We start from the raw sequence: 22,259 nt of genomic DNA, 5'->3' as shown, positions 1-22,259 counted from the left end.
TCTCAAGCCTGCGGCTTCCCGTAGAAATTTCTTGTCTGGCCTGGGGCTTTTGGCCCTGATGGGCGCCGGAGTCTTCCCCATGCCTGTTTCCGCCCAAGCGTCCCGCACCGTCGCCCGTCATCGCCAGAGGATCGAGGATCTGATCGCGGCCATGACGGTCGAGGAAAAGGCCGGGCAGCTGAACCTGCTGGCCGATCCGTTCCGCTGGATGCCGACGGCGGTGAACCCGCTGGACGGCACGGGCGACCCCGCGCGCGTCACCGCCCTGATCCGAGAGGGCAAGGTCGGGTCGCTGTTCAACGGCATCGGCGCCGAGGCCGGCCGCCGCATCCAGCGCGTGGCGATGGAGGAGAGCCGGCTGAAGATCCCGCTGCTGTTCGCCGCCGACGTGATCCACGGCCTGTCGACCATCTTTCCCGTGCCCCTGGCCGAGGCGGCGGCCTTCGACACCGAACTGGCCCGCCGGACCGCGCGGGCGGCGGCGGTGGAAACCGCGGCCTCGGCCGTGCACCAGACCTATGCGCCGATGGTGGACGTGGCGCGCGACCAGCGCTGGGGCCGCAACGTCGAGGGCGCGGGCGAGGACGTGCTGCTGAACAACCTGCTGGCCGCCGCCCGGGTGCGCGGCTTCCAGGGCGACAAGGGGCTGGACGACCGCGACGCGGTCCTGGCCACCGCCAAACACATGGCCGCCTATTCCGCCGCCGTCGGCGGGGTCGAATACAACACCACCGACATGAGCGAGCAGACGCTGCGCGGGGTCTTCCTGCCCCCGTTCAAGGCCTCGGTGGACGCCGGCGCCCTGTCGATCATGAGCGCCTTCAACGACGTCAATGGCGTACCGGCGTCGGGCAGCCGCAAGCTGCTGACCGACATCCTGCGCGGCGAATGGGGCTTTGAGGGCTTTGTCGTCTCCGACTACACCTCCGAGCAGGAGCTGGTGGCCCACGGCTTCGCCGAGGACGGCCGCGACGCCGCCCGCCTGGCTTTCAACGCCGGCGTGGACGTGTCGATGGTGTCGGGCCTTTATCTGGAGCATCTGCCCGGCCTGGTGGCCTCGGGCGAGGTGTCGATGGCGCGGCTGGACGAGGCGGTGCGCCGGGTGTTGACCGCCAAGGCGGCGCTGGGCCTGTTCGACGACCCCTATCGCGGCACCGATCCAGCGCGCGAGAAGGCCGTGGTCGGGTCGCGCGAACATATCGAACTGTCGCGCGAGGCGGGGCGCAAGTCGGTGGTGCTGCTGAAGAACGACCAGGACCTGCTGCCGCTGGACAAGGGGCGCAGGATCGCCCTGATCGGGCCGTTCGCCGACGACGTGGACAATGTCTGGGGGCCGTGGACCATCTGGGGCGCGCCCGAGCGGCGGGTCTCGCTGGAGGCCGGGTTCCGCGCGGCGATGCGCGATCCGCAGAACCTGACGGTGGCGCGCGGCTCGGGCGTGGAGACGCCGTTGGACGGCGGCATCGAACAGGCCGTCGCCGCCGCCCGCGACGCCGAGGTCATCGTCCTGGCCATCGGCGAGGCGACGAACATGTCGGGCGAGGCCCAGTCGCGCACCGAGATCGTCGTGCCGGCCCCGCAGATGGCCCTGGTCGACGCCATGGCCGCGCTGGGCAAGCCGATGGTCGTGCTGTTGCGCAACGGCCGGGCCCTGGCGCTGGAGGGCAATGTCAGGAACGCCCACGCCATCGTCGTGACCTGGTTCCTGGGCGAACAGATGGGCCATGCGGTGGCGGACGTGATCTTCGGCGACCACGGCCCGTCGGCCCGCCTGCCCGTCAGCTTCCCGCACCGGTCGGGCCAGCAGCCCTATTCCTACGACCGCAAGACGACCGGCCGCCCGGCCAATCCCGACCTGGCGACCGAGGAATACAAGTCCCGCTATCGCGAGACGACCAACACCGCCCTCTATCCGTTTGGCTACGGCCTGACCTACGGCGCCGTCGCCTATGGCCCGATCGAGATGGAGGCGAACCAGCTGCAATGGGCCGGAACGCTGGACGTGGCGGTGACAGTGACCAACACCGGCCGTCGCGAGGCCGAGGAACTGGTGCAGCTCTATATCCACGACCGGGTGGCCAGCCTGACCCAGCCGGGACGGCTGCTGAAGGACTTCAAGCGCGTGGCCCTGCGTCCCGGCGAAAGCCGCAAGGTCGGCTTCACCCTGAACGCGCGCCAGCTGGGCTTCATCGGAGCGGACGAAACCTATCGGATCGAGCCGGGGCTGTTCGACATCTGGCTGGCGCCCCACGCCCAGGGCGGGGTGACGGCGACCTTCCAACTGGTCGGGCCGCCGTCGATCAGCGACGGGCGTTGAGGGTTCGGTTGACGGGGGGAACGGCAGGGCTTAACGACCCCGCCGTTTGCCTGCGGCCTTCATCTGGGCCGGATTCGGTTCTAGGAGCGCGCCCATGACGACCAAGATTCTTCCGGGCGCGACGGGCGTCCTCGCGCTCGCGGACGGAACCATCCTGCAAGGCATCGGTGTCGGGGCCGTGGGTTCGGCCCTGGGCGAGGTGGTCTTCAACACCGCCATGACCGGCTATCAGGAAATCCTGACCGACCCCTCCTACATGAGCCAGATCCTGGCCTTCACCTTCCCGCACGTCGGCAATGTCGGGACCAATGTCGAAGATGTCGAACAGATGGGCGGCGGGTCCGACACATCCGCGCGCGGCGCCATCTTCCGCGATGTCCCGACCGATCCGGCCAACTATCGCTCGGACGCCAGTTTCGACGACTGGATGAAGCGGCGGGGCGTCGTGGGCCTGGCGGGCGTCGACACCCGCGCCCTGACCAAGATCATCCGCGACAAGGGCGCGCCCCACGCCGTGATCGCTCACGATCCGAACGGTCAGTTCGATCTGGACGCCCTGGTGCAGCAGGCCCGCGAGTGGACCGGCCTGGTCGGCCTGGACCTGGCCAAGCCGGCCTCGACCCTGCAGGCGTTCGAATGGGACGAGGGGCTGTGGCAATGGCCGGAGGGCCATCCGAAGACCGAAGGCCGTAGGAATGTGGTCGTCATCGACTATGGGGTGAAGCGCAACATCCTGCGCGCCCTGGCCTCGACCGGCGCCCGGATCACCGTGGTCCCGGCGACGACGACGGCCGAAGAGGTTCTGGCCCGCGATCCCGACGGCGTGGTCCTGTCCAACGGTCCGGGCGATCCGGCCGCGACCGGCGAATACGCCGTGCCCGAAATCCAGAAGCTGGTCGCCAGCGGCAAGCCCTTGATGGGCATCTGCCTGGGCCACCAGATGCTGGCCCTGGCCCTGGGCGCCCGGACCGTGAAGATGGAGCAGGGCCACCATGGCGCCAACCACCCGGTCAAGGACCTGACCACCGGCAAGGTCGAGATCGTGTCGATGAACCACGGCTTCACCGTGGATCGCGACAGCCTGCCCGCCGCCGTGACCGAAACCCACGTCAGCCTGTTCGACGGCACCAACTGCGGCATCGCGGTCAAGGACAGGCCGATCTTCAGCGTCCAGCACCACCCCGAGGCCTCGCCCGGGCCGACGGACAGCCTTTATCTGTTCGACCGTTTCGCCGAACTTATGGGCGACCGCTGAGGCCATGAGACAGGGCGTGGCGCGATCGGACTATCTGGAATGGCTGGCCCAGGCGACGGCGGCGACGCAAGAGTTCGAGCCTCTGCCCGACGGCGATGTCGTGGTCGGCTACGCCACCGGATACGATGCAGCCGACATCGCCCCCTTCGTGACCTCGCTGCGAGCCGTGTTCGACGGGCCGGTCGCCCTGGTGGCGGACGCCGACCCCGACCTGCGCGCCTTCCTGGCCCGCCATGCCGTGACGGCCGTCGATGCGCCGGTCTGGCGCGGATGGGCGCCCCATCCGGTGATGCAGCGGTTCGTCGCCTTCGCCGGCCTGCTGGGGGAGCGGCCGGGCGGGGCCCTCGCCTGCGACGTGCGCGACGTGATCTTCCAGGCCCCGCCCCTCGATCCGGCGCCGCAGGGGCTGGAGGTTTTCGTGGAGGCGGACAGGCCGCTGGCCGACCACGCCTTCAACATGAAGTATCTTCGCGCCCTGTTCGGCGAGGCCCAGGCGCGGCGGCTGGCGGACAGCCAATGCCTGTGCGTCGGCACATTGGTCGGGCCGCGCGCGGAGGTCTCGCGCCTGTCGCGCCTGATCCTGGCGCTGGCGGCGACGCCGCGCTCCGAGATCGGCGGGGCGTTCGGGGCCGATCAGGCGGCCTTCAACCTGGCGATCCATCAGGGCCTGATCGGGGCGACGGTGCGCGGCAACTACGGTCGGGTCGCGACCCTGGGCCTGACGCCCGGCGACCGGCTGAGGTTCGAGGACGGCCAGGTGGTCAATCCCGACGCCAGCGTCAGTCCCATCGTCCATCAGCACGACCGCCATCCCCATCTGGACGCGCCGGCCCACGCCCGCTGGGGCGCGGGGCTGGAGCATCGCAAGCGGGTGCGGCCGAAATCCCTGGGCCAGAAGCTGGGACGGCTTAAGGCCTCGCTGCGCCGCCGGACGCCCGAACTGCGCTGACCCTCCCTGCCGGGGACCGACGGCCAGGTCGGGTCGCCGGGCCGGCGCGGATTGGGCGTCAGGGCAGGGGGGCGAAGCTGCGGTCTTCGCGCAGGGCGCTGGCCTTCTTCACGGCGATGGGGGCGGCGTGCAGCCAGTAGTCGGCGTCGTCGAGCCGGTGTTCGCGGCGGCGTTCCAGCCCGCGCATCCGGCGCAGGGCGGCGTTTTCCAGAAGGCGCGCATGAAGGGCGCGGGGCGACAGTTCGGCGATGGCGGGAGAGCCGGGGACGGCGACGGCGTCGGGGCCGTCGGGCTCCACCGCCGGACGGGCGATGGCGATGAACATGGATGTCTCGGTGCAGGAGGGGAGGGCGCTTCTGCGCCGCGTTCACAGGGGGTTAACCACAGCAGCTGTGGATAGTTCCTTGCTGCGTCCGAAAAAAGTCCATGAATCTAGAGGCTTAACGCCGCGATCCGAACACAGTGGTTACTAAAGGATTAATCCGAGGACGGAGCGATGCGCGCGGAGGGACCGGAGAAGGCGCAAGGCGCGGCGCCGGTGGCAGTCCCTAGGGGAGTCGAACCCCTCTTTTCAGGTTGAAAACCTGACGTCCTAACCGATAGACGAAGGGACCGCGGCCGGGGCGGCGCATTTGCCCCGGTTCTGCCCCCTCTGCAAGCGAAAAGTCAGGCGGCCTCGGCCCGGCCTTGACCGCGACCAGGGCGTCCAGCGCCGGGAACAAGTCGGCGATCAGATCCTCGACGTGCTCCAGTCCGACGGACAGGCGCACCAGACCGTCGCCGATGCCGGCGGTCGCGCGCTGTTCCGGCGTCATGGCGGCGTGGGTCATGGTGGCGGGGTGGGCGATCAGGCTTTCGACCCCGCCCAGCGATTCCGCCAGGGTGAAGATCTCCAGCGCCTCCACCAGATCGCGCACCGCCTCGACGCCGCCGTCCAGTTCGAAGCTGAGCATGGCGCCGGGGCCGGCCTGCTGGGCGGCGACCAGGGCGTGGCCGGGGTGCGATTTCAGGCCGGGATAGTGTACGGCCTTGACCGCCGGGTGGGCGTCCAGCCGCTCGGCGATCCTGCCCGCCGTCGCCTGCTGGCGCTCGATGCGGGCGAACAGGGTGCGCACGCCGCGCAGGGTCAGATAGGCGTCGAAGGGCGAGCCGGTCACGCCGGTGCAGTTGGCCCACCAGGCCAGTTGTTCGTGATCCGCCGCATCGGCCGAGACGACCGCGCCGCCGACCACGTCGGAATGGCCGTTGATGAATTTGGTGGTGGAGTGGACCACGAAGTCCGCGCCCAGCTTGATCGGGTTTTGCAGGGCCGGCGACAGGAAGGTGTTGTCGCACACCACCTTGGCCCCCGCCGCATGGGCGCGGGTGCAGATGTCGGCCACGTCGACCAGGCGCAGCAGGGGGTTGGACGGGGTCTCGACCAGCACCAGCTTGGGCTTCAGCGCCAGGGCCGCTTCGAAGGCGACGGGATCGCCCTGGTCGACCAGCAGCAGTTCGAAATGGCCCTTCCTGGCGCGGGCGTTCAGCAGCCGGCAGGTGCCGCCGTAACAGTCGTGCGGCGCGATCAGCAGGTCGCCCGGCTCCAGCAGGGCCAAGGGCAGGTCCACCGCCGCCATGCCGGTGGCGGTGATGACGGCTCCGGCGCCGCCTTCCAGTTCGGCCAGGGTCTCGGCCAGGACGTCGCGGGTCGGATTGCCCGAGCGGCTGTAGTCGTATTTCCGCTTCTGATCGAAGCCGGCGAAGGAATAGTTGGACGACAGATAAAGCGGCGGCATCACCGCCCCGTGCGCTGTGTCCGAGTCCACGCCCGTCCGGGCGGCGATGGTGTGCGGGTTGGCGGGACGGGAAGTCATGCTTTGATGTCCTTGAAGGCGGCGCGGAGGATGTCGCCGACGAAGGCGTCCTCCTTCAGAAAGGCGTCGTGGCCATAGAGGGAGGGCGCCTCGACGAAGCGCCACAGGGTCGGCAGCCGCGCGGCCAGTTCGCGGATGTCGTCGATCGGCACCAGCCGGTCGGAGGTGAAGCCGACCAGGGTGACGGGGGTCTTGACGGCCTCGGGCGTCACGCTGTGGCGGTCCAGGGAATCCGACATCGACAGCCAGCGGGCCGGGGTGGTGTGGGTGCGGTAGGCCTGGCCGCGCGCGGTCAGATATTGGCACACCGGATAGGCGCCGCCGACGGCCGCCGGGGCGGCGGACTCGAAGCGGGAGTCGAACTCCTCGGCGGTGCGATAGGTGGTCATGGCCAGTTCGCGGGCCAGGGCGACGCCCTCCTCCGGGCGGCCGGCGGCGACGGCGAACTGCAGGATGCGGCGCTGGATGCCGCGCCAGGCGGTGGCCTGGGGATGGGCGCGATGGGCGGCGGAGACCACGATCAGCTGATCGGCCCAGTCGGGATACAATTCGGCGAAGGCCAGGGCGATCATTCCGCCATAGGAACAGCCGACGAAGGCGGCGACCCGCTGGATCTCCAGGTGGTTCAGCACCAGGGCCAGAAGACGCGCCTGGTCATGGGTGGTGATGGTGACGGGGGTTTCAGGGCGCTCGGCGCCCCATCTTTCGGCGTTTGGGGCGAAATCGACAGCCAGGACCTGGAACCGCGAAAGGTCGATAGGGCCGCGCACCGACACGGCGCCGGACCACCAGCCCAAGCCGTTGGTCTCGGTGCGATGCACGAAACGGCCGGCCGAAATGCCGCCGGCGACCACGACGAGGGGCGCTCCGGCGCGGCCATGCAGGCGGCCTACGATATCGGGCTGGCGCAGTTTTTCGCCCGAGGCCAGGCGGAAGTCGGCGGGAATGGGAACGACGATGTCGCGGGCGCCGCCGCGTTCGCGAACGGCGGGGCGAACAGGGGAAGGCGCCGTCGCGGGGCGACAGTCGGGGTCTTCGAGCAGGTCGGTTTCAGCCAGGGTCATCAATGTCGTCCGCATCGTTCTCGCCTCAGCAAGCCTCATGCGGTGACAGAGCGTGGAGCGTCGCCTCGTCGATGCTCCACTCATCTCTCGCGGCCCGAAGGACCCCGCAGGAGTTGGCACCGTTTCGGGCGGAACCCGATGGTTGCCCCGGCGTCAAAGGGCCTAATCCCTCAGCCGGTCTTGATGAGTGGCTTTACGTTGATCAAACGGGCGGCGCCGGTCAAGCGGAAAATTCCACCTAAATGCGACCTGCGCTTCAGTGAGCCGGGTGCGAAATAGGTTGAAATCGACCTGTCGCGAAAAAAATCGTCCAAGCCCGCTTGACAGGATGGGGGCGATCCGACCACCCTAAGGCTCAGATTTGAACCGGACCCCACCCGTGCCGCAGCGCTCGCTCATCGCCGAACTTTCGACCGTCGCCGGCCTGGCCGCGACGGCCTTTGGCATGGGCGCGATCCTCGGCGGAACCATTATCGGCGGCACGACCGGCACCACCACCATGCCCATTCGGGCGGGACGAGTTTAGCGCGCCGAACCCAGGCGACCGCAGAACCCGAACCCCGCCCGGTCCGCCAGGCGGGGTTTTTCATTTCACCCCACGCCCTTCACCAGATCCGAGAAACAGATGTCCGCCAATCTCGCCGTCGTAGAGAAATCCGAAAATCCCGACCCCAGCAGTCAGCCGGCCCCGGAGGTGGTGGTGCTGAAGTTCGGCTCTTCCATCCTGCGCGGCCCGGCCGAGGCGCCGCTGGTCGCCTCGGCCGTCTATGGCCATGTCCGGGCGGGGCGCAAGGTTGTGGCGGTGGTCTCGGCCTTCGGCGGGGCGACCGACCGGCTGCTGGCCGAGGCGCGGGCGCTGGGCCTGGCCCATTCCAACGACCTGCTGCCCGGCTATGTGGCCCTGGGCGAGGAGAAGTCGGCGGCCCTGGTCGCCATCGCCTGCGACCGGATCGGCCTGGACGCCTGCGCCCTTTCGGTGCGCGAACTGGGCATCGTGGCGGAAGGCGAGCCCGAGCATTCGCGCCCCTGCGGCCTGCGCCCCGATCATCTGAAACAGGCGCTGGACCGGCACGAGGTGGTGGTGGTTCCCGGCTTCGGGGCGGTGCGGCCGGACGGGCGGGTGGCCCTGCTGGGCCGGGGCGGCTCGGACCTGACGGCGGTGTTCCTGGCGGCCGAACTGGGACTGAAGAAGGTGCGGCTGGTCAAGGATGTGGACGGGCTCTACGACCACGATCCCAACGACCGGACGGCCCCGGCCCTGCGCTATCGCCGCGCCTCCTGGGACCTGGCGCGCAAGCTGGGCGGCGCCCTGGTGCAGCACGACGCCATCGACCTGGGCGAAAGCCGGGGCGTGGAGATCGAGGTCGCGGCCCTGGACCGGGCGGACGGCACGGTGATCGGCGCCCGGTCCGCGCCCCCCGGCCCGGCTCCCGCCCTGCCGCCGCTGAAGGTGGCGGTCGCGGGATGCGGCGTGGTGGGCGGCGGGGTTCTGGGCCGGCTGCTGGCCGACCCCCGCTACGACGTGGTCGGCGTCCTGGTGCGCGATCCGAACAAGCCGCGCGACGTGGCCTGTCCGCCGTCGCTGTTCACCGCCAGCGCCGAGGACTTGCTGTCACGCAAGCCCGACATCGTGCTGGAAGCCCTGTCCGAGGGCGAGGCGGGCCATGCGGTGATCCGCGCGGCGCTGGAGGCGGGCTGCGACGTGGCCAGCGCCAACAAACAGGCGGTCAGCCGCGACCCAGGAGGCCTGCAGGATCTGGCCAAACGGCGCGGCCGGCGGGTCTTCTGGTCGGCTTCGGTCGGCGGCGGCGCGCCCATGGTCGAAACGGTGCGCGCGGCCCGCGCAGCCGGCGAGGTGGTCGGATTCGAGGCGGTCCTGAACGGCACGGTCAACTTCATGCTGGAGCGGCTGGGCGACGGCGCCGCCTTCGCCGAGGCCCTGGCCGATGCGCGCGCGGCGGGCTTCGCGGAAGAGGACCCGTCCTCGGACCTGGAAGGACTGGATGCGGCGGCCAAGGTCCGGCTGCTGTGCCACGAGGCGTTCGGCCGCGCGCCCGAAGGCGAGGTGTCGCGCGACGCCCTGACCGAGGCGACCGTGGCCGACGGCGGGGTGCGCCAGATCGGCGCGGCCCATCTGAAGGACGGGGTGATCGCGCCCTCCGTCAGCCTGACGGCCGACCACGGCGACCCGCTGTTCTCCAGCCTGCGCGGCGAGGGCAATGCGCTGAAGGTCTATGGCGCCGACGGCCGGGTGTGGCGTTGCCGGGGCCGGGGCGCCGGGCGCTGGGCCACGACCGAGAGCATCATGGCCGACCTGGCCGAAATCGTGCGCGCGCGCCGCGCCGACGCCGGCCTGAACTAGGGCCATGGCCGTCTTCACCCCTGTCTCCCTGGCCCAGGCCCGGGCCTTTCTGGCCGGCTACGACATCGGCGAGGCGGCGTCGCTGACCGCCATCGCCGAGGGGGTGGAGAACACCAACTACCGGCTGGATACGGTTCAGGACGGGCGGGGGCGGCGCTTCGTCCTGACTCTGTTCGAGGGGCGCACCGATGCGGCGTCGCTGCCGTTCTGCCTGGGGCTGACGGCGCATCTGGCGGGGCGGGGCTTTCCCTGCCCCATGCCCGTCGAGGACCGGGCCGGGCGATGGCTGGGCCGGCTGAACGGTCGGGCGGCCGCCGTGATCGAATGGAAGACCGGCGCCTGGCTGCGTCGCCCGTCGCCGGCCGATCAGGCGGCGGCCGGGGCGGCGCTGGCGCGGCTGCATCTGGCGGCGGCGGACTTTCCCCTGAGGCGCGCCAATCCGGTGGGGCCGGCGGCCTGGCGACGGCTGGCGGATCGCTGCGCCGAAGGCGTCGCACGGGCGTCGGATACGGACCGCGCCCTGCTGAAACAGGTGGAGGGGGCGCTGGATCGGCTGGGCGATCCGTTCGGCCTCCAGGCCTGCGGCGATCTGCCGGGCGGGGCGATCCATGCCGACTATTTTCCCGACAATGTGCTGTTCGAGTCCGGGGCGGTCTCGGCCGTGATCGACTTCTATTTCGGCTGCGACGGGGCCTTCGCCTACGACCTGGCCATCGCCCTGTCGGCCTGGGGGTTCGACGCCGAGGGACGGGCCGACGCCCCGGCCCTGGCGGCCTTCCTGCGCGGCTACGAGGCGGTGCGGCCGTTGGGCGCGGCCGAACGGGCGGCCCTGCCGCGCCTGGGCGAGGCGGCGGCGCTGCGGTTCACGGTGACGCGGCTGCACGACCGCATCTTCCACGATCCGGCCAATCTGGTGACGCCCAAGGACCCGGCCGTCTTCCTGCGCCGCCTGGACCATTGGCGGGCGGTCGAGCCGGTCTGAGGGTAAGAAAAAGCGGGGTGCGGTTCGTGCCGTTCGCACAGTTTCGCGACGCGCATCTCCGTCATCCAGGGCTTGTCCCTGGGATCCAGACTCCCGCTGTCTGGCGGCGCCGCGCCCTGCGGAAACACCGGGAGTCTGGATCCTCGCCACAAGGGCGAGGATGACGGGATCGGGAGCGAGCGCCGAAAACAGAGTCTGAATGGTGTGAATAGTGCGAAATCGACGGTCGCACTTGCACAGGCGAAAACGGTGCGATGTGCAAATGAGAGTGCACTTTCGACCGTGTCGGGGTTCACGTTTTCAAAGACCGCGCGGGATTATGGCACGGTTTCGGAGGGCGCCAGGTCGATTGCCGTTTGCGCGGGCCAAGTCGCTGAAAACCTAGAGGTTCGCTTTCAGAACTAGGGGTGCAAGCGGTTCCATTCGGTCGGGTCGAGCCGACCTATTTGCTCTCGGGCGCTCGCGCATAAAGGGTTTCGAAAAAACTCATCCGCTCGATCAGCTGGGCGTCCCCTGATTTCAAACCTTCGGATGTCAGCGCTTCAGGCGCTTCCCAAGCCAGTTGACCACAACGAAGTGGATAGACCTCCTTCACATCACGAAGATGTTGCATGATCTGTGAGGGAGACGCATCTTCAGGCAGATTGCGAGGCGGAAGGTCGGTCTCGTGTCGCACTATGCTGTCGTTTATGCGCCGGCTTATTTCAGCCTCGGGCATACCGGCCTCGGACGCTCGGCTTTCGATCTGCCTCTGCATGTCGTGCAAGGGGTCGAAGTCAACCTCATAGCCCATTCGGGCGCATCCGCTGGACACAATGAAAATTCGACCGAAACGATCGATGTCCGATGAAAGCGCATCATGGTCGCCGAGTTGCATCGCCGCAATCGTCACCAAAACTGCTAGCATTTCCATTCTCCGCGAGCGCAGGGTCGCAGCAATGGCCGCAACCCACTAAGGGGCGATAAACGTCCGCTACGGGTCGGTTTGCGACAATGCGGCTCGTCGTCATGTCAGAGGCCGCCACCCCGCGCTGTCTTGCCGCTGGAACTGAACGGCGGTCCGGGGTTTGATGGTTCATGCGGTTACAGCCGCGCTCCCCGAGAACGAGATTTCAATCATGACCGACGAACAGATCAACGGCGCCGCTTCGCAGGTGCAGGGCAAGACGCAAAAGGGCCTGGGCAAGCTGGTCGGCGACCAGAAGCTGCAGGTCGAAGGGGCCTATAACGACGCCAAGGGCAAGTCGCTGGAAACCTTCGGCAAGGCCATGGACGCCGTGGATCGCCTGGTCGAAAAGGCCCCGGCCGATTACCGCGACAAGGCCCGCACGGTGGCCGCCGAGGCGCGCAAGCGTCCGCTGGTCACGACCCTGTCGGTCGCGGGCGCGGGCCTGTTTCTGCTCAAGGTGCTGACCGGCGGCAAGCGCCGCTGAGGTTCGGTTCAGTGGCGGCCTGAAAAGGCCGCCACGGCTTCCAGCGCCGCCTCCGTCGTCCCATCGACCACCCTCAACCGCTCGGGCCGATCGCCCAGGGCGGCGATGACGTTTGCGGGCTCGGGCGCGAAGCCCAGCACCTCGGAGACGAAGGCCCCGAACTTGGACGGATGGGCGGTGGACAGGGCCACGACCGGCCCCCCGGACCGATCCTGACGACGCGCGGCGGCCAGGGCGACGGCCGTGTGCGGACAGACGACGCGGCCCCAGGCTTCGTGCGCGTGGGCGATCTCGGCGCGGGTCTCGTCCTCGTCGATGGAGACGGCCGAGACCGAGGCGCGCAGGGCGGCCAGCAGCTTGGGATCGAAAGCCACGGCGCCGTCGCGGGCGAAGGTTTCGAACACCGCGCGGGTGCGGTCGGCGTCGCGGCCGGTCGCCTCGAACACCAGCCGTTCGAAGTTGGACGGCGCCTGGACGTCCATCGAGACGCTGCCGCTCTCCACCGCCGCGCGACGCGAATAAAGGCCGTCGTTCAGGGCGCGGGCCAGGGCGTCGTTCTGGTTCACCGCCGCGACGAAGCCGTTGGACGGCAGGCCCATCCGGGTCGCCGCGAGACCCGCGAAGGCGTCGCCGAAATTGCCGGTCGGCACGACGAAGGTCGCGGCCCGGCCCAGTTGGGCGGTGGCGGAGACATAGTAGGGAATCTGGCCCGCCAGCCGCGCCCAGTTGATCGAATTGACCGAGGACAGGCGGCCGGTCGCGCGCAGGGCGTCCTCGGCCAGCAGGCCCTTCACCAGACGCTGGCAGTCGTCGAAATCGCCGCGCACGGCCAGGTTCAGCACATTGTCGGCCTGGACCGTGGTCATCTGCCGCCGCTGAACGGGAGAGACGCGGTCCAGCGGATGCAGCACGACCAGATCGACGGACCGGGCGCCGGCGAAGGCGCGCACGGCGGCCGCGCCGGTGTCGCCCGAGGTGGCGGTAAGGATGGTCAGGCGCTCGCCCGAGGCCGACAGGGCCTCGTCCGTCAGGGCCGCGACCAGCTGCATGGCCAGGTCCTTGAAGGCGGCGGTGGGGCCGTGGAACAGCTCCAGCACGAACAGGCCCGGCTCCAACTCGACCAGGGGCGTGACCAGCGGATGGTCGAAGCCGGCGATCAGCCGATCCAGCGCCCGGTCCAGCGCTCCGGCGGGCAGGGCGTCGCCGACGAAGGGCCCCATGGCCGCCAGGGCGATGGCCTTGTAATCGGCCGGGCCGGTCCAGGTCTCTGGCGACAGGGCGGGCCAGGCGGTCGGCATATAGAGGCCGCCGTCCGGCGCGATGCCGCGCAGCAGGGCGCCGGCGAAGTCGGTCTGGGGCGAGCGGCCCCGGGTGGAGACGTAGCGGTCGGGCGAGGTGTTCATGGCCTTGTGGTCCTAGCCAGACGAGGATGCGGCGTCACCCGGTTTCTGGACGATCTTGTCGGGTTTCGGCGGCTTGTGGTCGCGGCGGCGCGCGGCGAGGGCGTGCGGGGCGCGAAGGGCGCAACTTCATTGCTCGTCTCCAGGCTCGGCGGCGGGCGCGATGCGACATCGCCCCCGCTGGCGTCGCGGGCCGGGACGGTCCATGTCATGGCGGATGAGACGACGCGATCTTCTGATCCGGCTTGGGCTGATCGCCGGGGGCGTGGGCGGGGCCTGGTGGCTGCGCGACCATGTGCTGTGGAAGGGGCCGTCGGTGGGGTTTCCGGCGTCGGGGGCGACCGGCTGGCTGCCCTATGCCGCGCCGCGCGCCAGCACGCCGACGGTTCAGGTCTCGGTCGGCGGCCGGCCGGTGCGGGCCCTGATCGATTCCGGCGCGCAATATTCGGTCATCGACCGATCCCTGGTCCAGACGCTGGGGCTGACGAAGGTCTTCGACATCCCGATGGTCGCCTATGGCGTCGGCGGCCAGGCGCAGGTCGGGCGGGGCGCGACGCTGGACGTGCGCATTGGCGAACCCGAGGGGCTGCGGCTGGAGGGCCTGCGCGCCGCGATCCTGGACCTGGGGCCGCTGGCCGGCGAAAAGGGGCTGGGCGCGCCCTTGATCCTGGGCCAGGACGTGCTGCGCGAACTGGTGCTGGAGCTGGATACGCGCCGGCGGCGGCTGAAGCTGGTCGCGCGCGACGGCTGGAGCCCGCCGGCGTCCCTGGCGCCCATCTCGGTGACGCGCGCGGGCAGGGCTTTGCAGGCGGCGATCACGGTGGAGGGGGCGACCGTCGATGCGGTGATCGACACCGGCGCTTCGGCCGTCCTGGCCGTGACGCGCGAGACGGCGGAGGCGGCCGGGCTGCTGGACGGGCGGGCGCGCACGCCGGGCCAGAGCATCGTCCTGGGCGGCGTCGTCGGGGCCGAGACGGTGATCGTCCGCACCCTGACCATCGGCGACGAGCTTTATCGCCAGGCGGAGGTGGCCATCTATGACGACGTCGCCGCGCCCGGCTTCCCCAAGGCCCTGGTCGGCATGGCGGCCTTCGAGGATCGCCGCCTGGCGCTGGACCTGGGCGGGCCTCGCCTGTTCGTCGAACGGCCGATGCAGATCACCGTGGGGGAATAGGCTTCACGCCCCGCTGAAGGTGTCGCAGGACGCCGGGTCGCCGGACTGATAGCCGCGTTGCAGCCATTCGACCCGCTGGGCCGAGGAGCCGTGAGTGAAGCTTTCGGGCGAGACGCGACCGCCGCTGCGCCGTTGCAGCGTATCGTCGCCGATGGCCTGGGCGGTCTTCATGCCCTCTTCGATGTCGCCGGGCTCCAGCGCCACCTGGCCGCCCGAGACGGCCGAGGCGTTCCTGGCCCAGACGCCGGCGTAGCAGTCGGCCTGAAGCTCCAGCGCGACGGAATAGCGGTTGGATTCGGCCTGGCCCCCGCCCCCGCGAGCCATGGCGCGCTGCTGGGCGCGGCGCACCTGGTCCGAGGTTCCGGTCAGGGTCTGGACGTGGTGGCCGAACTCGTGGGCGATGACATAGGCGCGGGCGAAGTCGGCGCCGGAGGCCCCGAGCTGGGTCTCCATCTCCTGCCAGAAGTTTAGGTCCAGATAGACGGTCTTGTCGGTCGGGCAATAGAAGGGGCCCATGGCCGACTGGCCGTAACCGCAGCCCGTGGGCGTGCCCTGTTCGTAGATCACGACCTTGGGCGGTTGATAGCCCTGAAGCTTTTGCGCCCAGACGTCGTTGATGTTGCCGCCGATGACATCGACGAACTTGCCGGCTTCGTCGCGCGGCGTGCCGACCTGTCCCTGTTGTTCGGCCGCGCCGACGCCGCCGAACTGGCTGGCCAACTGGGTCGTGGTGGCGGGATCAATGCCGAAGACGAAATAGCCGATCAGCGCCAGGACGCCCACGCCGATGCCGCCGCCCGCGATCGCGCCCCCGCCCATGCCGCGCCGGTCCTCGATTCCGCCGCCGCCTGTCCGTCCGCCCTGCCAGCGCATGTCGTCTCCTCCGCCCGATCCTCGTTAAGCTAGGCAGGAACGCAGGTGCAAGGGAAGGGATGCGTCAATTTAGACGATCGAGCCAGGCGTCGATCTGGCTGACGCCCCGGGCGGTTTCCTGGCGGCGCTCGGCGGCGGACTGACGCAGCGCCTGCTCCTGCTCCGGGCTATAGAGCGGGCGGGGCGGCAGGGGCTGGGTTAGGGTCGGTTCGCGCGCGGCCTCGATGGCGCGCAGGCGAAGCTGGGTTTCGATCTGCTGCTGGCGGGCCTGGTCGGCGTTGGACTGGGCCCGGTCGCGCAGGCGGTCGTTCTCGTAGCGGTGCTGGTCGGCGATGGCCGCAGGAACGCCGCCGGGATAGGCCCCGTAAGGCCGACCCGGCGCGGGAGCGGTCTGGGCCAGAACGGGCGTCGCGGTCGCCGCCAGCAGGGCGGCCAGGGTCAGGATGGTTCGCATGGGGAAGATGTGGGGCTGGCGGCCGTCCGCGCCAAGCGGAGCCGCAACCCTTTGACCGACCGCGGGTTCATCGGCCCGAACCCCCTTTGCAATACGGAGCATATCCCATGGCGAACACCCTTTCCGGCAAGACCGTGGCCGTTCTGGCGACCGACGGCGTCGAATTGGTCGAACTGAATGAACCGATGAAGGCGCTGAAGGATGCGGGCGCCGTGGTCGAGATCGTGTCGCTGAAGGCCGGCGAGTTCCAAGGCTTCGACCATCTGACGCCGGGCGACAAGGTCACGGCGGACAAGGCGGTGGCGGCGGTGGACGCCGCATCCTATTCGGCCCTGCTGCTGCCGGGCGGGGTGGCCAACCCGGACCAGTTGCGCGCCGATGCGGACGCGGTGGCCTTCGTGCGGGCCTTTTTCGACGCGGGCAAGCCGGTGGCCGCCATCTGTCACGCCCCATGGCTGCTGATCGAGGCGGGGGTGGTCGAGGGACGCACCCTGACGGCCTTCGAAAGCATCCGCACCGACCTGAAGAACGCCGGGGCCAATGTGGTCGACGAGGAAGTCGTGGTCGACCAGGGGCTTGTCACCAGCCGCCGCCCGGACGACATCCCCGCCTTCAACGCCAAAATGATCGAGGAATTCGCCGAAGGGCGGCACGACGGCCAGTCTGTCTGAGAGGGCGGCCTGGAGCCGGATTGGGCCTGGACTAGGGCATGGCCCAGACCGAGGATCGCTTGATCTCCTGGTCCTCCAGCTCGCGCGTGGTCGGGACGCGGTATTCGGCCAGGAAGTCCAGGCCGGAACGCGGGAAATAGGTGCGCCCCGGATCGCCGATCAGCACCCGCGTCCCGTTCGCCCGCGCCCTGGCCAGCCAGGCCAGCACCGCCTCGGTCATCGGCCTTTCGTAGCAGATGTCCCCGGCGCAGATGATATCGACGTCCGGCGGCGCGGCCTGGAGCAGATCGGCGGCGGTGAAGTCCAGCGTCACGCCGTTGGCGAGCGCATTGGCGGCGACGGCGGCCTGGCAGAAGGGGTCGATGTCGGCGCACAGGACCCGGGCCGCCCCGGCCTTCATCGCCGCGATCCCGACCAGGCCGGAACCGGCGGCGAAATCCAGCACCCGCCTGCCCGCCGCCTCGTGCGGATGATCCAGCACATAGCGCGCCAGGGCCTGGCCGCCCGCCCAGGCGAAGGCCCAGAACGGCGGCGGCAGGCCCATCTGGCCCAGTTCCTCCTCGGTCAGGCGCCAGATCGGCGTGATCTCGTCGGCCAGCCACAGCGCGATCTCGGGCGCATGGGGCACGGTCTGCAGCCGCGTGTTTTCGCGGATGAAGGCGGCGGGGTCGGCGATCCTCATGCCGGGCGGCGGGTCGCCGTTCGAATCACGTCCAGATAGCCGGGCGACACCTCCATGCCCTGGGCCTGGGGGCGGTCGCGGAGGGCGCGGTGCAACCGGGGCAGTTTCCAGCACGGCACATGCATGAACAGATGATGTTCGGCATGGAAGTTGACCCAGTAGGGGGCGATGAAGGCGCGCTCCCACCAGGCGGCGCGGGTGGTGCGGGCGGCGCGGAAGGGATCGGCGGCCGATCCTTCGACGCAGGCGTGTTCTGCTATGTTCCTGAGCCGCGTCACCATCGGGAACCAGGTGGCCATCGGCAGCAGCCACAGGACGAAGAAGGCCCACGCGACGCCGGCGGCGACGAAGCCGGCCAGCAGGACGGCGTTGAAGACCAGGAAGGGCAGGACGGATCGGCCCGTCACCACCGCCTCGTAATCGTGGGTCGCGCCGGCCTTCGGTTCGACCTGGCGTCGCCGGGCCAGCGGCAAGAGGATGCGCTGTTTGAAGAAGGTCTGGCCGGTCAGGTCGCGGATCAGCTTGCGCCGCAGGGAGGCGGGGCTGACGGGGAAGGGGGCCGACAGCATCAGGTCGGGGTCCTCGGCCTGCTGGGCGAAACGATGATGCGTCAGATGATAGGGGCGATAGGCCACCAACGATGCGCCGATGGGCGTGGCGCACAGCCAATGGCCGAGAAAGTCGTTCAGGCGCGGCGATTTCGACAGCCCCCCGTGCGCCGCCTCGTGCATCAATATGGCCAGGCCCAGCTGGCGCGTGCCGACGATCATGACGCACAGCGGGATCAGCCAGGGGACCAGAACCCCCGCGACCACGGCCAAGGCGATCACCGCCCAGCAATGCGCGACCAGCAACGGCCCTGCCCAGGCCGAGCGCGTCTGGAACGGCGCCCATTCCTGGGGCGTGAACAGGAGCGACGGAGCGATGCGCGGGGCGGCGGGCATGGCGCAGTCTACCGCGGTCGGCGCGTTCGGAAAAGCAACGGATAACTGTGAGGCAGGCCTGACAAAAAGTCAGGTTGACATGACATTCGAGTGGTGTCAGGTTCTCCTTACACGAGGAGAGCCAGAGATGTTTGCGGCCTGGAAGAACGGAACGCCGGCTTATCGGCGCTATCTCATGAGGACGATGGCGTTCACGACGCCCTATGTGGCGATCTGCGTGGCCATGATGACCACGGACGCCTTCGACGACCTGATGGGCAAGCCGGCCGCGTGGCTGTTGGCGGCGGCGGTGTCCGCGCCGGTGATTGGCCATATCTGGGCGACCCTGGCCCTGATGCGCGAGAGCGACGAGTTCGTGCGCGGCGTGACCGCCAAACAGTTCATCGTGGCGGCGGGCCTGGCCCTGGCGGTGGCGACCTTCTGGGGCTTCGGCGAGAGTTTCGCGGGCGCGCCGCACATGCAGACCTGGCTGATCGTGCCGGTGTTCTGGGCCATGTACGGCGTCGTCTCGCCCTTCATTCGGAGCAGTCGATGAAGAACCGGCTGAAGCTGCTGCGCGTCGAGCGCGGCTGGACCCAGGAGCAGCTGGGCCAGGCGCTGGGGGTGTCGCGCCAGGCGGTGATCGCCCTGGAGACCGAACGGCACGACCCGTCGCTGGACCTGGCCTACCGCATCGCCGCCACCTTCGGACGGCCGGTCGAGGACATCTTCGAGAACCCGCACGCGGGCTGAGCGAAAAGTCAGAATAACCTTACAATTGGAGACTGCCATGTCGAAGCTCCCTCACGCTTGCAGGGGCGTGCGCCCGCCTGCGCGCCTCGCCGTTTTGATCGGCGTCGTGATCGCTTGCTGCGTCGCCAACGAACCGGCGCGCGCCCAATCCCGAACGCCAGCGGTCGCCGCCGCGCCCTTCGTCTCGGACCGGTTGTCGGTCGAGGTCGTGGGCCAGGGGCCGGACGTGATCCTGGTCCCCGGCCTGGCCTCCTCGCGCGAGGTGTGGCGGGCGACGGCGGATCGGCTGAAGGCGACGCACCGGGTGCATCTGGTGCAATTGGCCGGGTTCGCGGGCGAGCCGTGGGCGCAGGGCGACGGGGCCTTCGTCCAGCCCGAGGTTCAGGAACTAGCGCGCTATATCCGCCAGGCCGGGCTGGACCGCCCGGCGGTGATCGGCCATTCGATGGGCGGTTTGAGCGGCCTGCTGCTGGCCCAGCAGCGGCCGGACCTGGTCGGGCGGCTGATGACGGTGGACAGCCTGCCCTTCTACAGCGCCCTGTTCGGCCCGACCGCGACGGCGGAAAGCGCGCGGCCGTTCGCGGACCAAGCGGCCGCCATGATCCTGGGCGCCGATGCCGCGACCTTCCGCACCCAGCAGGAGGCGACGGCCGAGACCCTGTCGCGGACGCCGGCCGAGCGGGCGCGGATCGTCGCCTGGTCAATGGCCAGCGACCGCCACGCCGTCGCCTCGGCCATGAAGGATGTGATGACCACCGACGCCCGGCCGGGGCTTGCGGCCATGACGACCCCGGTGACGGCCCTCTACGCCTCGGACGCCGACGGCGGGGCGCCTGCGGCCGGTGCGGATGCGATTTGGGGGCGGGAGTATGCGGCCCTGCCGGGCGCGACGCTGATCCGGGTCGACGGATCGCGCCATTTCATCATGGCCGACCAGCCCGAACGATTCGCCGAACTGGTCGATGCGTTTCTGGCGGACTGACGCCGATCCTCCCCCGAGCAGCGTAGCGGAACGGGGGAGGGGGACCGCGCGAAGCGGGGTGGAGGGGGCGAAAGCCGTCTCTGCGGGTTGGGTGAAAGACCGTGCGGCGTCCGCCCCCTTCACCCCTTCGGGGTCCCCCTCCCCCGCAGGCGGGGGAGGATCTTTCGAGTGTCAGCCGTTCTTCGGCGTCACGTCCCCGGCCTTGACCGGCGCGCCGTCGAACTGGTCGGCGTAGGCGGGGTTCAGCAGGGCGCGGAAGGCGCTCTGCGGCAGGGCGATCCAGTAGTAGCCGTCCGAATAGGGGCCGATCTGATATGGCCCCAACAGGAAGGTCACGCCCCCCGCCTTGCCGGGCGTCGTGCCGGGGGTCAGGAAGAAGGGGGTGGAGACGGCCTTGGGGCAGGTCCACATCTTGCCGTCCAGGGTGGCGGCCTCGGACCCCGGCGAGCGGGCCTGTTTGGCGGCGTTGGCGGCGGCGCACAGGGCCTTGTCCAGCACGGCCAGGTCGGCGCCGGGGCGGAACAGGTCGCCGAAGCCCAGCCGCTTGTTGGTCGTCTTGTCCCAGATCACCGAGGCGAAGCTGGTGTTGGGGTGGGCGCCGCCGGTGTATTCGAAATCGGTGCGGGCCAGGCTGACCAGTCTGGCGGTCTCGGCGCCCGGCGTGAAGGCGATGGACTTCTCATAGGGATTGGGGCCGCCGCCAGCCTCGCTGAGATCGGCCTGGGCGCCTTCCTCGAACTGTTTCAGGTCGCGCACCATGTCGGCGTAGAGGGCGGCGTGCAGGACCGGCGTCGCCTTGACCGTCTGCGGCAGGGTCAGTTTGACGTCGGCATAGGGGGTCTTGCTCTCGTAGCCGACCGGGGTGGCGTCCGCCGCGACGGCCGGGGCGGGGGCCGGCGCCGGGGCGGCGGCCTTCTCCTCGCGGCGCTGGCAGGCGGCCAACGAGGCCGAGAGGGTCGCGGCGACGGCGACGGACAGCAGCAGGATGCGGGGGGCGGAGGTCATGACAGGTTCCTTCACAGACCGATGGATCCGAGGGCGATGGCGGCCAGCAGGACAAGGCCGGCCTCGCGGTTTGACTTGAACAGTTTCAGCGCCAGGGCGCCGTCGTCGCGGTCGATGCGGCCGACCTGCCGCGTCAGGTGGGCGGCGTAGGCGGCCAGGCCGATCCAGAACGGAAGACCCAGCCCGGCGACCGCCCCGGCGAGGGCGGCGAACAGGACGGCCAGGCCGTAGAAGGCCGCGACGCCGGGCCTGACGGCCGAGGCCAGGCGCCGCGCCGACGACTTCACCCCGATCATGGCGTCGTCCTCGATGTCTTGCAGGGCGTAGATCGTGTCGTAGCCCAGGGTCCAGAACACGCCGCCGATCCACAGCAGGACGGCGGGGACATAGGCCTGCCAGGCCAGGGCGACGGCATGGCCGCTGTCGCTGGCGGGCGACCACAGGAAGGGCCGGAAATCCCCGGCGATGTCGGCGGGCAGCAGCAGGGCGGCCGCCGCCAGGGGCAGGGCGGCGGCGAACCCCATCAGCGCCCCCCAGTTGAAGGTCAGGCCCAGCCACGCCTGCGGCCACCAGGTGATCCGCTTCATGAAGGGATAGGCCGCGACCAGGGCCAGCGACCCGACGCCCAGAAGGATGGCGACGGTCGGCAGGGTCAGCAGGATCGTCAGGCTGATCAGGCTGCACGCCACGACGAAGGCCCAGGCCTGTCTGACGCTGATCCGGCCCGACGGAATGGGGCGCTGGGCCGTGCGGGCGACCTGGGCGTCGAAGTCGCGGTCGACGATGTCGTTGAAGGCGCAGCCCGCCGCCCGCATCAGGCACGCCCCGATCCCGAAGCCGACGAACAGCCACAGGTCATAGAGGCCCGGCGCCTGACGATACTGAGCCAAAGCGAGCGCGATCCCTTGCCAGCCGGGCAGCAGCAGCAGCCAGATGCCGATGGGCCGGTCGAACCGCCCCAGCTTCAGCCACGGCTTCAGCCCCTCCGGCGCATGACGGTCCACCCAATTGGCGCCGGCGTCGGGAAGGGGGGCGGAGGTCATGGCGGTGACTTAGCGGTTATGGCGCGGGGGGTGAAGGGCGGCCCGCTCTTTCGTCATCCTCCGGCAAGCCGCTTTCGGCCCCTA

22 protein-coding genes, 1 tRNA gene, 1 pseudogene and 1 riboswitch are annotated in these 22,259 nt (G+C 69.8%); of the genes and pseudogenes, 12 read left to right on the top strand and 12 right to left on the bottom strand.

The features are described from left to right. Window positions 1-79: 79 nt before the first annotated feature. The 3 genes from DI624_RS05935 to DI624_RS05925 all read left to right on the top strand — a co-directional run bounded on the left by DI624_RS05935 (window position 80) and on the right by DI624_RS05925 (window position 4,521). Entirely contained in the window at window positions 80-2,317 is a 2,238-nt protein-coding gene (locus tag DI624_RS05935) for a glycoside hydrolase family 3 N-terminal domain-containing protein (RefSeq protein ID WP_291536648.1), read from the top strand. A 94-nt stretch (window positions 2,318-2,411) separates the two neighbouring features. Next, window positions 2,412-3,572 (top strand): glutamine-hydrolyzing carbamoyl-phosphate synthase small subunit, encoded by a 1,161-nt coding sequence (gene carA, locus DI624_RS05930; RefSeq protein ID WP_291536647.1) that lies wholly within the window; start codon window positions 2,412-2,414, stop codon window positions 3,570-3,572. 16 nt (window positions 3,573-3,588) lie between these two features. Further along, window positions 3,589-4,521, top strand: coding sequence for a hypothetical protein (locus DI624_RS05925; protein WP_291536645.1), 933 nt, complete (start codon window positions 3,589-3,591; stop codon window positions 4,519-4,521). 58 nt (window positions 4,522-4,579) lie between these two features. On the opposite strand, the gene DI624_RS05920 is transcribed toward DI624_RS05925, so the two are convergent. The 4 genes and pseudogenes from DI624_RS05920 to DI624_RS05905 all read right to left on the bottom strand — a co-directional run bounded on the left by DI624_RS05920 (window position 4,580) and on the right by DI624_RS05905 (window position 7,438). Next, window positions 4,580-4,846: a hypothetical protein gene (locus DI624_RS05920; RefSeq protein ID WP_291536643.1), complete on the bottom strand. Its 267-nt coding sequence runs from the start codon at window positions 4,844-4,846 to the stop codon at window positions 4,580-4,582. Window positions 4,847-5,060: 214 nt separating this feature from the next. After that, window positions 5,061-5,135: transfer RNA gene (locus DI624_RS05915), tRNA-Glu, on the bottom strand. A 150-nt stretch (window positions 5,136-5,285) separates the two neighbouring features. After that, window positions 5,286-6,296, bottom strand: a pseudogene (gene metB / locus DI624_RS05910) (cystathionine gamma-synthase); the annotation flags it as partial. A gap of 74 nt (window positions 6,297-6,370) precedes the next feature. Further along, window positions 6,371-7,438: a homoserine O-succinyltransferase gene (locus tag DI624_RS05905; protein ID WP_291536641.1), complete on the bottom strand. Its 1,068-nt coding sequence runs from the start codon at window positions 7,436-7,438 to the stop codon at window positions 6,371-6,373. Between the two features lie 77 nt (window positions 7,439-7,515). Further along, window positions 7,516-7,628: riboswitch (SAM riboswitch) on the bottom strand. Between the two features lie 189 nt (window positions 7,629-7,817). On the opposite strand from DI624_RS05905, the gene DI624_RS05900 reads away from it, so the two are divergent. The 3 genes from DI624_RS05900 (at window position 7,818) to thrB (ending at window position 10,782) form a co-directional block, all read left to right on the top strand. Then, a complete protein-coding gene (locus DI624_RS05900) occupies window positions 7,818-7,964 on the top strand; it encodes a hypothetical protein (protein ID WP_291536639.1) in 147 nt (48 codons plus the stop codon). Window positions 7,965-8,063: 99 nt separating this feature from the next. Next, window positions 8,064-9,800, top strand: coding sequence for a homoserine dehydrogenase (locus DI624_RS05895; RefSeq protein ID WP_291536637.1), 1,737 nt, complete (start codon window positions 8,064-8,066; stop codon window positions 9,798-9,800). Window positions 9,801-9,804: 4 nt separating this feature from the next. Then, window positions 9,805-10,782, top strand: coding sequence for a homoserine kinase (gene thrB / locus DI624_RS05890; RefSeq protein WP_291536634.1), 978 nt, complete (start codon window positions 9,805-9,807; stop codon window positions 10,780-10,782). 442 nt (window positions 10,783-11,224) lie between these two features. On the opposite strand, the gene DI624_RS05885 is transcribed toward thrB, so the two are convergent. Continuing rightward, window positions 11,225-11,689 carry a hypothetical protein gene (locus DI624_RS05885; RefSeq protein WP_291536633.1) on the bottom strand — a complete coding sequence of 155 codons (465 nt, stop codon included), beginning with the start codon at window positions 11,687-11,689 and terminating at the stop codon, window positions 11,225-11,227. 211 nt (window positions 11,690-11,900) lie between these two features. On the opposite strand from DI624_RS05885, the gene DI624_RS05880 reads away from it, so the two are divergent. Then, window positions 11,901-12,215 carry a CsbD family protein gene (locus tag DI624_RS05880; RefSeq protein ID WP_291536631.1) on the top strand — a complete coding sequence of 105 codons (315 nt, stop codon included), beginning with the start codon at window positions 11,901-11,903 and terminating at the stop codon, window positions 12,213-12,215. Window positions 12,216-12,223: 8 nt separating this feature from the next. Here the strand turns inward: DI624_RS05880 and thrC are convergent, their stop codons facing one another. Next, on the bottom strand, window positions 12,224-13,618 hold the full coding sequence (thrC, locus tag DI624_RS05875) for a threonine synthase (RefSeq protein WP_291536629.1): 1,395 nt from the start codon (window positions 13,616-13,618) through the stop codon (window positions 12,224-12,226). Window positions 13,619-13,832: 214 nt separating this feature from the next. On the opposite strand from thrC, the gene DI624_RS05870 reads away from it, so the two are divergent. Further along, window positions 13,833-14,789 carry a retropepsin-like aspartic protease gene (locus DI624_RS05870; RefSeq protein ID WP_291536628.1) on the top strand — a complete coding sequence of 319 codons (957 nt, stop codon included), beginning with the start codon at window positions 13,833-13,835 and terminating at the stop codon, window positions 14,787-14,789. A gap of 3 nt (window positions 14,790-14,792) precedes the next feature. Here DI624_RS05870 and DI624_RS05865 read toward each other — a convergent pair whose 3' ends face one another. Continuing rightward, entirely contained in the window at window positions 14,793-15,662 is an 870-nt protein-coding gene (locus DI624_RS05865; RefSeq protein WP_291536626.1) for a neutral zinc metallopeptidase, read from the bottom strand. A gap of 64 nt (window positions 15,663-15,726) precedes the next feature. Then, on the bottom strand, window positions 15,727-16,116 hold the full coding sequence (locus DI624_RS05860) for a hypothetical protein (RefSeq protein ID WP_291536624.1): 390 nt from the start codon (window positions 16,114-16,116) through the stop codon (window positions 15,727-15,729). A gap of 107 nt (window positions 16,117-16,223) precedes the next feature. Here DI624_RS05860 and DI624_RS05855 point away from each other — a divergent pair, with 107 nt between their 5' ends. Then, window positions 16,224-16,787, top strand: coding sequence for a type 1 glutamine amidotransferase domain-containing protein (locus DI624_RS05855; protein ID WP_291536622.1), 564 nt, complete (start codon window positions 16,224-16,226; stop codon window positions 16,785-16,787). A 31-nt stretch (window positions 16,788-16,818) separates the two neighbouring features. Here the strand turns inward: DI624_RS05855 and DI624_RS05850 are convergent, their stop codons facing one another. Further along, complete coding sequence (locus DI624_RS05850) at window positions 16,819-17,469, bottom strand: methyltransferase (RefSeq protein WP_291536621.1); 651 nt, start codon at window positions 17,467-17,469, stop codon at window positions 16,819-16,821. After that, on the bottom strand, window positions 17,466-18,413 hold the full coding sequence (locus DI624_RS05845; RefSeq protein ID WP_291536619.1) for a fatty acid desaturase family protein: 948 nt from the start codon (window positions 18,411-18,413) through the stop codon (window positions 17,466-17,468). The genes DI624_RS05850 and DI624_RS05845 overlap by 4 nt, the downstream gene beginning before the upstream one ends. 184 nt (window positions 18,414-18,597) lie before the next feature. On the opposite strand from DI624_RS05845, the gene DI624_RS05840 reads away from it, so the two are divergent. From DI624_RS05840 to DI624_RS05830, 3 genes are read left to right on the top strand one after another with little or no spacing between them, the layout of a single operon-like run. Beyond that, window positions 18,598-18,948: a hypothetical protein gene (locus tag DI624_RS05840; RefSeq protein WP_291536618.1), complete on the top strand. Its 351-nt coding sequence runs from the start codon at window positions 18,598-18,600 to the stop codon at window positions 18,946-18,948. After that, window positions 18,945-19,145: a helix-turn-helix transcriptional regulator gene (locus DI624_RS05835; RefSeq protein ID WP_291536615.1), complete on the top strand. Its 201-nt coding sequence runs from the start codon at window positions 18,945-18,947 to the stop codon at window positions 19,143-19,145. Before DI624_RS05840 ends, DI624_RS05835 begins: the two co-directional genes overlap by 4 nt. Before the next feature lie 37 nt (window positions 19,146-19,182). After that, entirely contained in the window at window positions 19,183-20,127 is a 945-nt protein-coding gene (locus DI624_RS05830) for an alpha/beta hydrolase (RefSeq protein WP_291536613.1), read from the top strand. 171 nt (window positions 20,128-20,298) lie between these two features. On the opposite strand, the gene DI624_RS05825 is transcribed toward DI624_RS05830, so the two are convergent. Further along, window positions 20,299-21,132, bottom strand: a complete 834-nt coding sequence (locus DI624_RS05825; protein ID WP_291536611.1) for a DUF3298 domain-containing protein — start codon at window positions 21,130-21,132, stop codon at window positions 20,299-20,301. A gap of 11 nt (window positions 21,133-21,143) precedes the next feature. Then, window positions 21,144-22,175 (bottom strand): UbiA family prenyltransferase, encoded by a 1,032-nt coding sequence (locus DI624_RS05820; protein ID WP_291536610.1) that lies wholly within the window; start codon window positions 22,173-22,175, stop codon window positions 21,144-21,146. Between the last annotated feature and the right edge of the window lie 84 nt (window positions 22,176-22,259).

The sequence above is a fragment of the Brevundimonas sp. genome (genome assembly GCF_003248455.1).
GTDB lineage: Bacteria > Pseudomonadota > Alphaproteobacteria > Caulobacterales > Caulobacteraceae > Brevundimonas.
This window is presented reverse-complemented; position numbering and strand designations above follow the sequence as displayed.

Coding starts and splice junctions, on each gene's coding strand:
- DI624_RS05920 (WP_291536643.1), bottom strand. CDS start 4,846: ATGTTCATCGCCATCGCCCGTCCGGCGGTGGAGCCCGACGGCCCCGAC.
- DI624_RS05870 (WP_291536628.1), top strand. CDS start 13,833: ATGAGACGACGCGATCTTCTGATCCGGCTTGGGCTGATCGCCGGGGGC.
- DI624_RS05835 (WP_291536615.1), top strand. CDS start 18,945: ATGAAGAACCGGCTGAAGCTGCTGCGCGTCGAGCGCGGCTGGACCCAG.
- DI624_RS05860 (WP_291536624.1), bottom strand. CDS start 16,116: ATGCGAACCATCCTGACCCTGGCCGCCCTGCTGGCGGCGACCGCGACG.
- DI624_RS05855 (WP_291536622.1), top strand. CDS start 16,224: ATGGCGAACACCCTTTCCGGCAAGACCGTGGCCGTTCTGGCGACCGAC.
- thrC (WP_291536629.1), bottom strand. CDS start 13,618: ATGAACACCTCGCCCGACCGCTACGTCTCCACCCGGGGCCGCTCGCCC.
- DI624_RS05905 (WP_291536641.1), bottom strand. CDS start 7,438: ATGACCCTGGCTGAAACCGACCTGCTCGAAGACCCCGACTGTCGCCCC.
- DI624_RS05935 (WP_291536648.1), top strand. CDS start 80: ATGCCTGTTTCCGCCCAAGCGTCCCGCACCGTCGCCCGTCATCGCCAG.
- DI624_RS05845 (WP_291536619.1), bottom strand. CDS start 18,413: ATGCCCGCCGCCCCGCGCATCGCTCCGTCGCTCCTGTTCACGCCCCAG.
- DI624_RS05830 (WP_291536613.1), top strand. CDS start 19,183: ATGTCGAAGCTCCCTCACGCTTGCAGGGGCGTGCGCCCGCCTGCGCGC.
- DI624_RS05885 (WP_291536633.1), bottom strand. CDS start 11,689: ATGCTAGCAGTTTTGGTGACGATTGCGGCGATGCAACTCGGCGACCAT.
- carA (WP_291536647.1), top strand. CDS start 2,412: ATGACGACCAAGATTCTTCCGGGCGCGACGGGCGTCCTCGCGCTCGCG.
- DI624_RS05895 (WP_291536637.1), top strand. CDS start 8,064: ATGTCCGCCAATCTCGCCGTCGTAGAGAAATCCGAAAATCCCGACCCC.
- DI624_RS05820 (WP_291536610.1), bottom strand. CDS start 22,175: ATGACCTCCGCCCCCCTTCCCGACGCCGGCGCCAATTGGGTGGACCGT.
- DI624_RS05850 (WP_291536621.1), bottom strand. CDS start 17,469: ATGAGGATCGCCGACCCCGCCGCCTTCATCCGCGAAAACACGCGGCTG.
- DI624_RS05840 (WP_291536618.1), top strand. CDS start 18,598: ATGGCGTTCACGACGCCCTATGTGGCGATCTGCGTGGCCATGATGACC.
- DI624_RS05865 (WP_291536626.1), bottom strand. CDS start 15,662: ATGCGCTGGCAGGGCGGACGGACAGGCGGCGGCGGAATCGAGGACCGG.
- thrB (WP_291536634.1), top strand. CDS start 9,805: ATGGCCGTCTTCACCCCTGTCTCCCTGGCCCAGGCCCGGGCCTTTCTG.
- DI624_RS05825 (WP_291536611.1), bottom strand. CDS start 21,132: ATGACCTCCGCCCCCCGCATCCTGCTGCTGTCCGTCGCCGTCGCCGCG.
- DI624_RS05880 (WP_291536631.1), top strand. CDS start 11,901: ATGACCGACGAACAGATCAACGGCGCCGCTTCGCAGGTGCAGGGCAAG.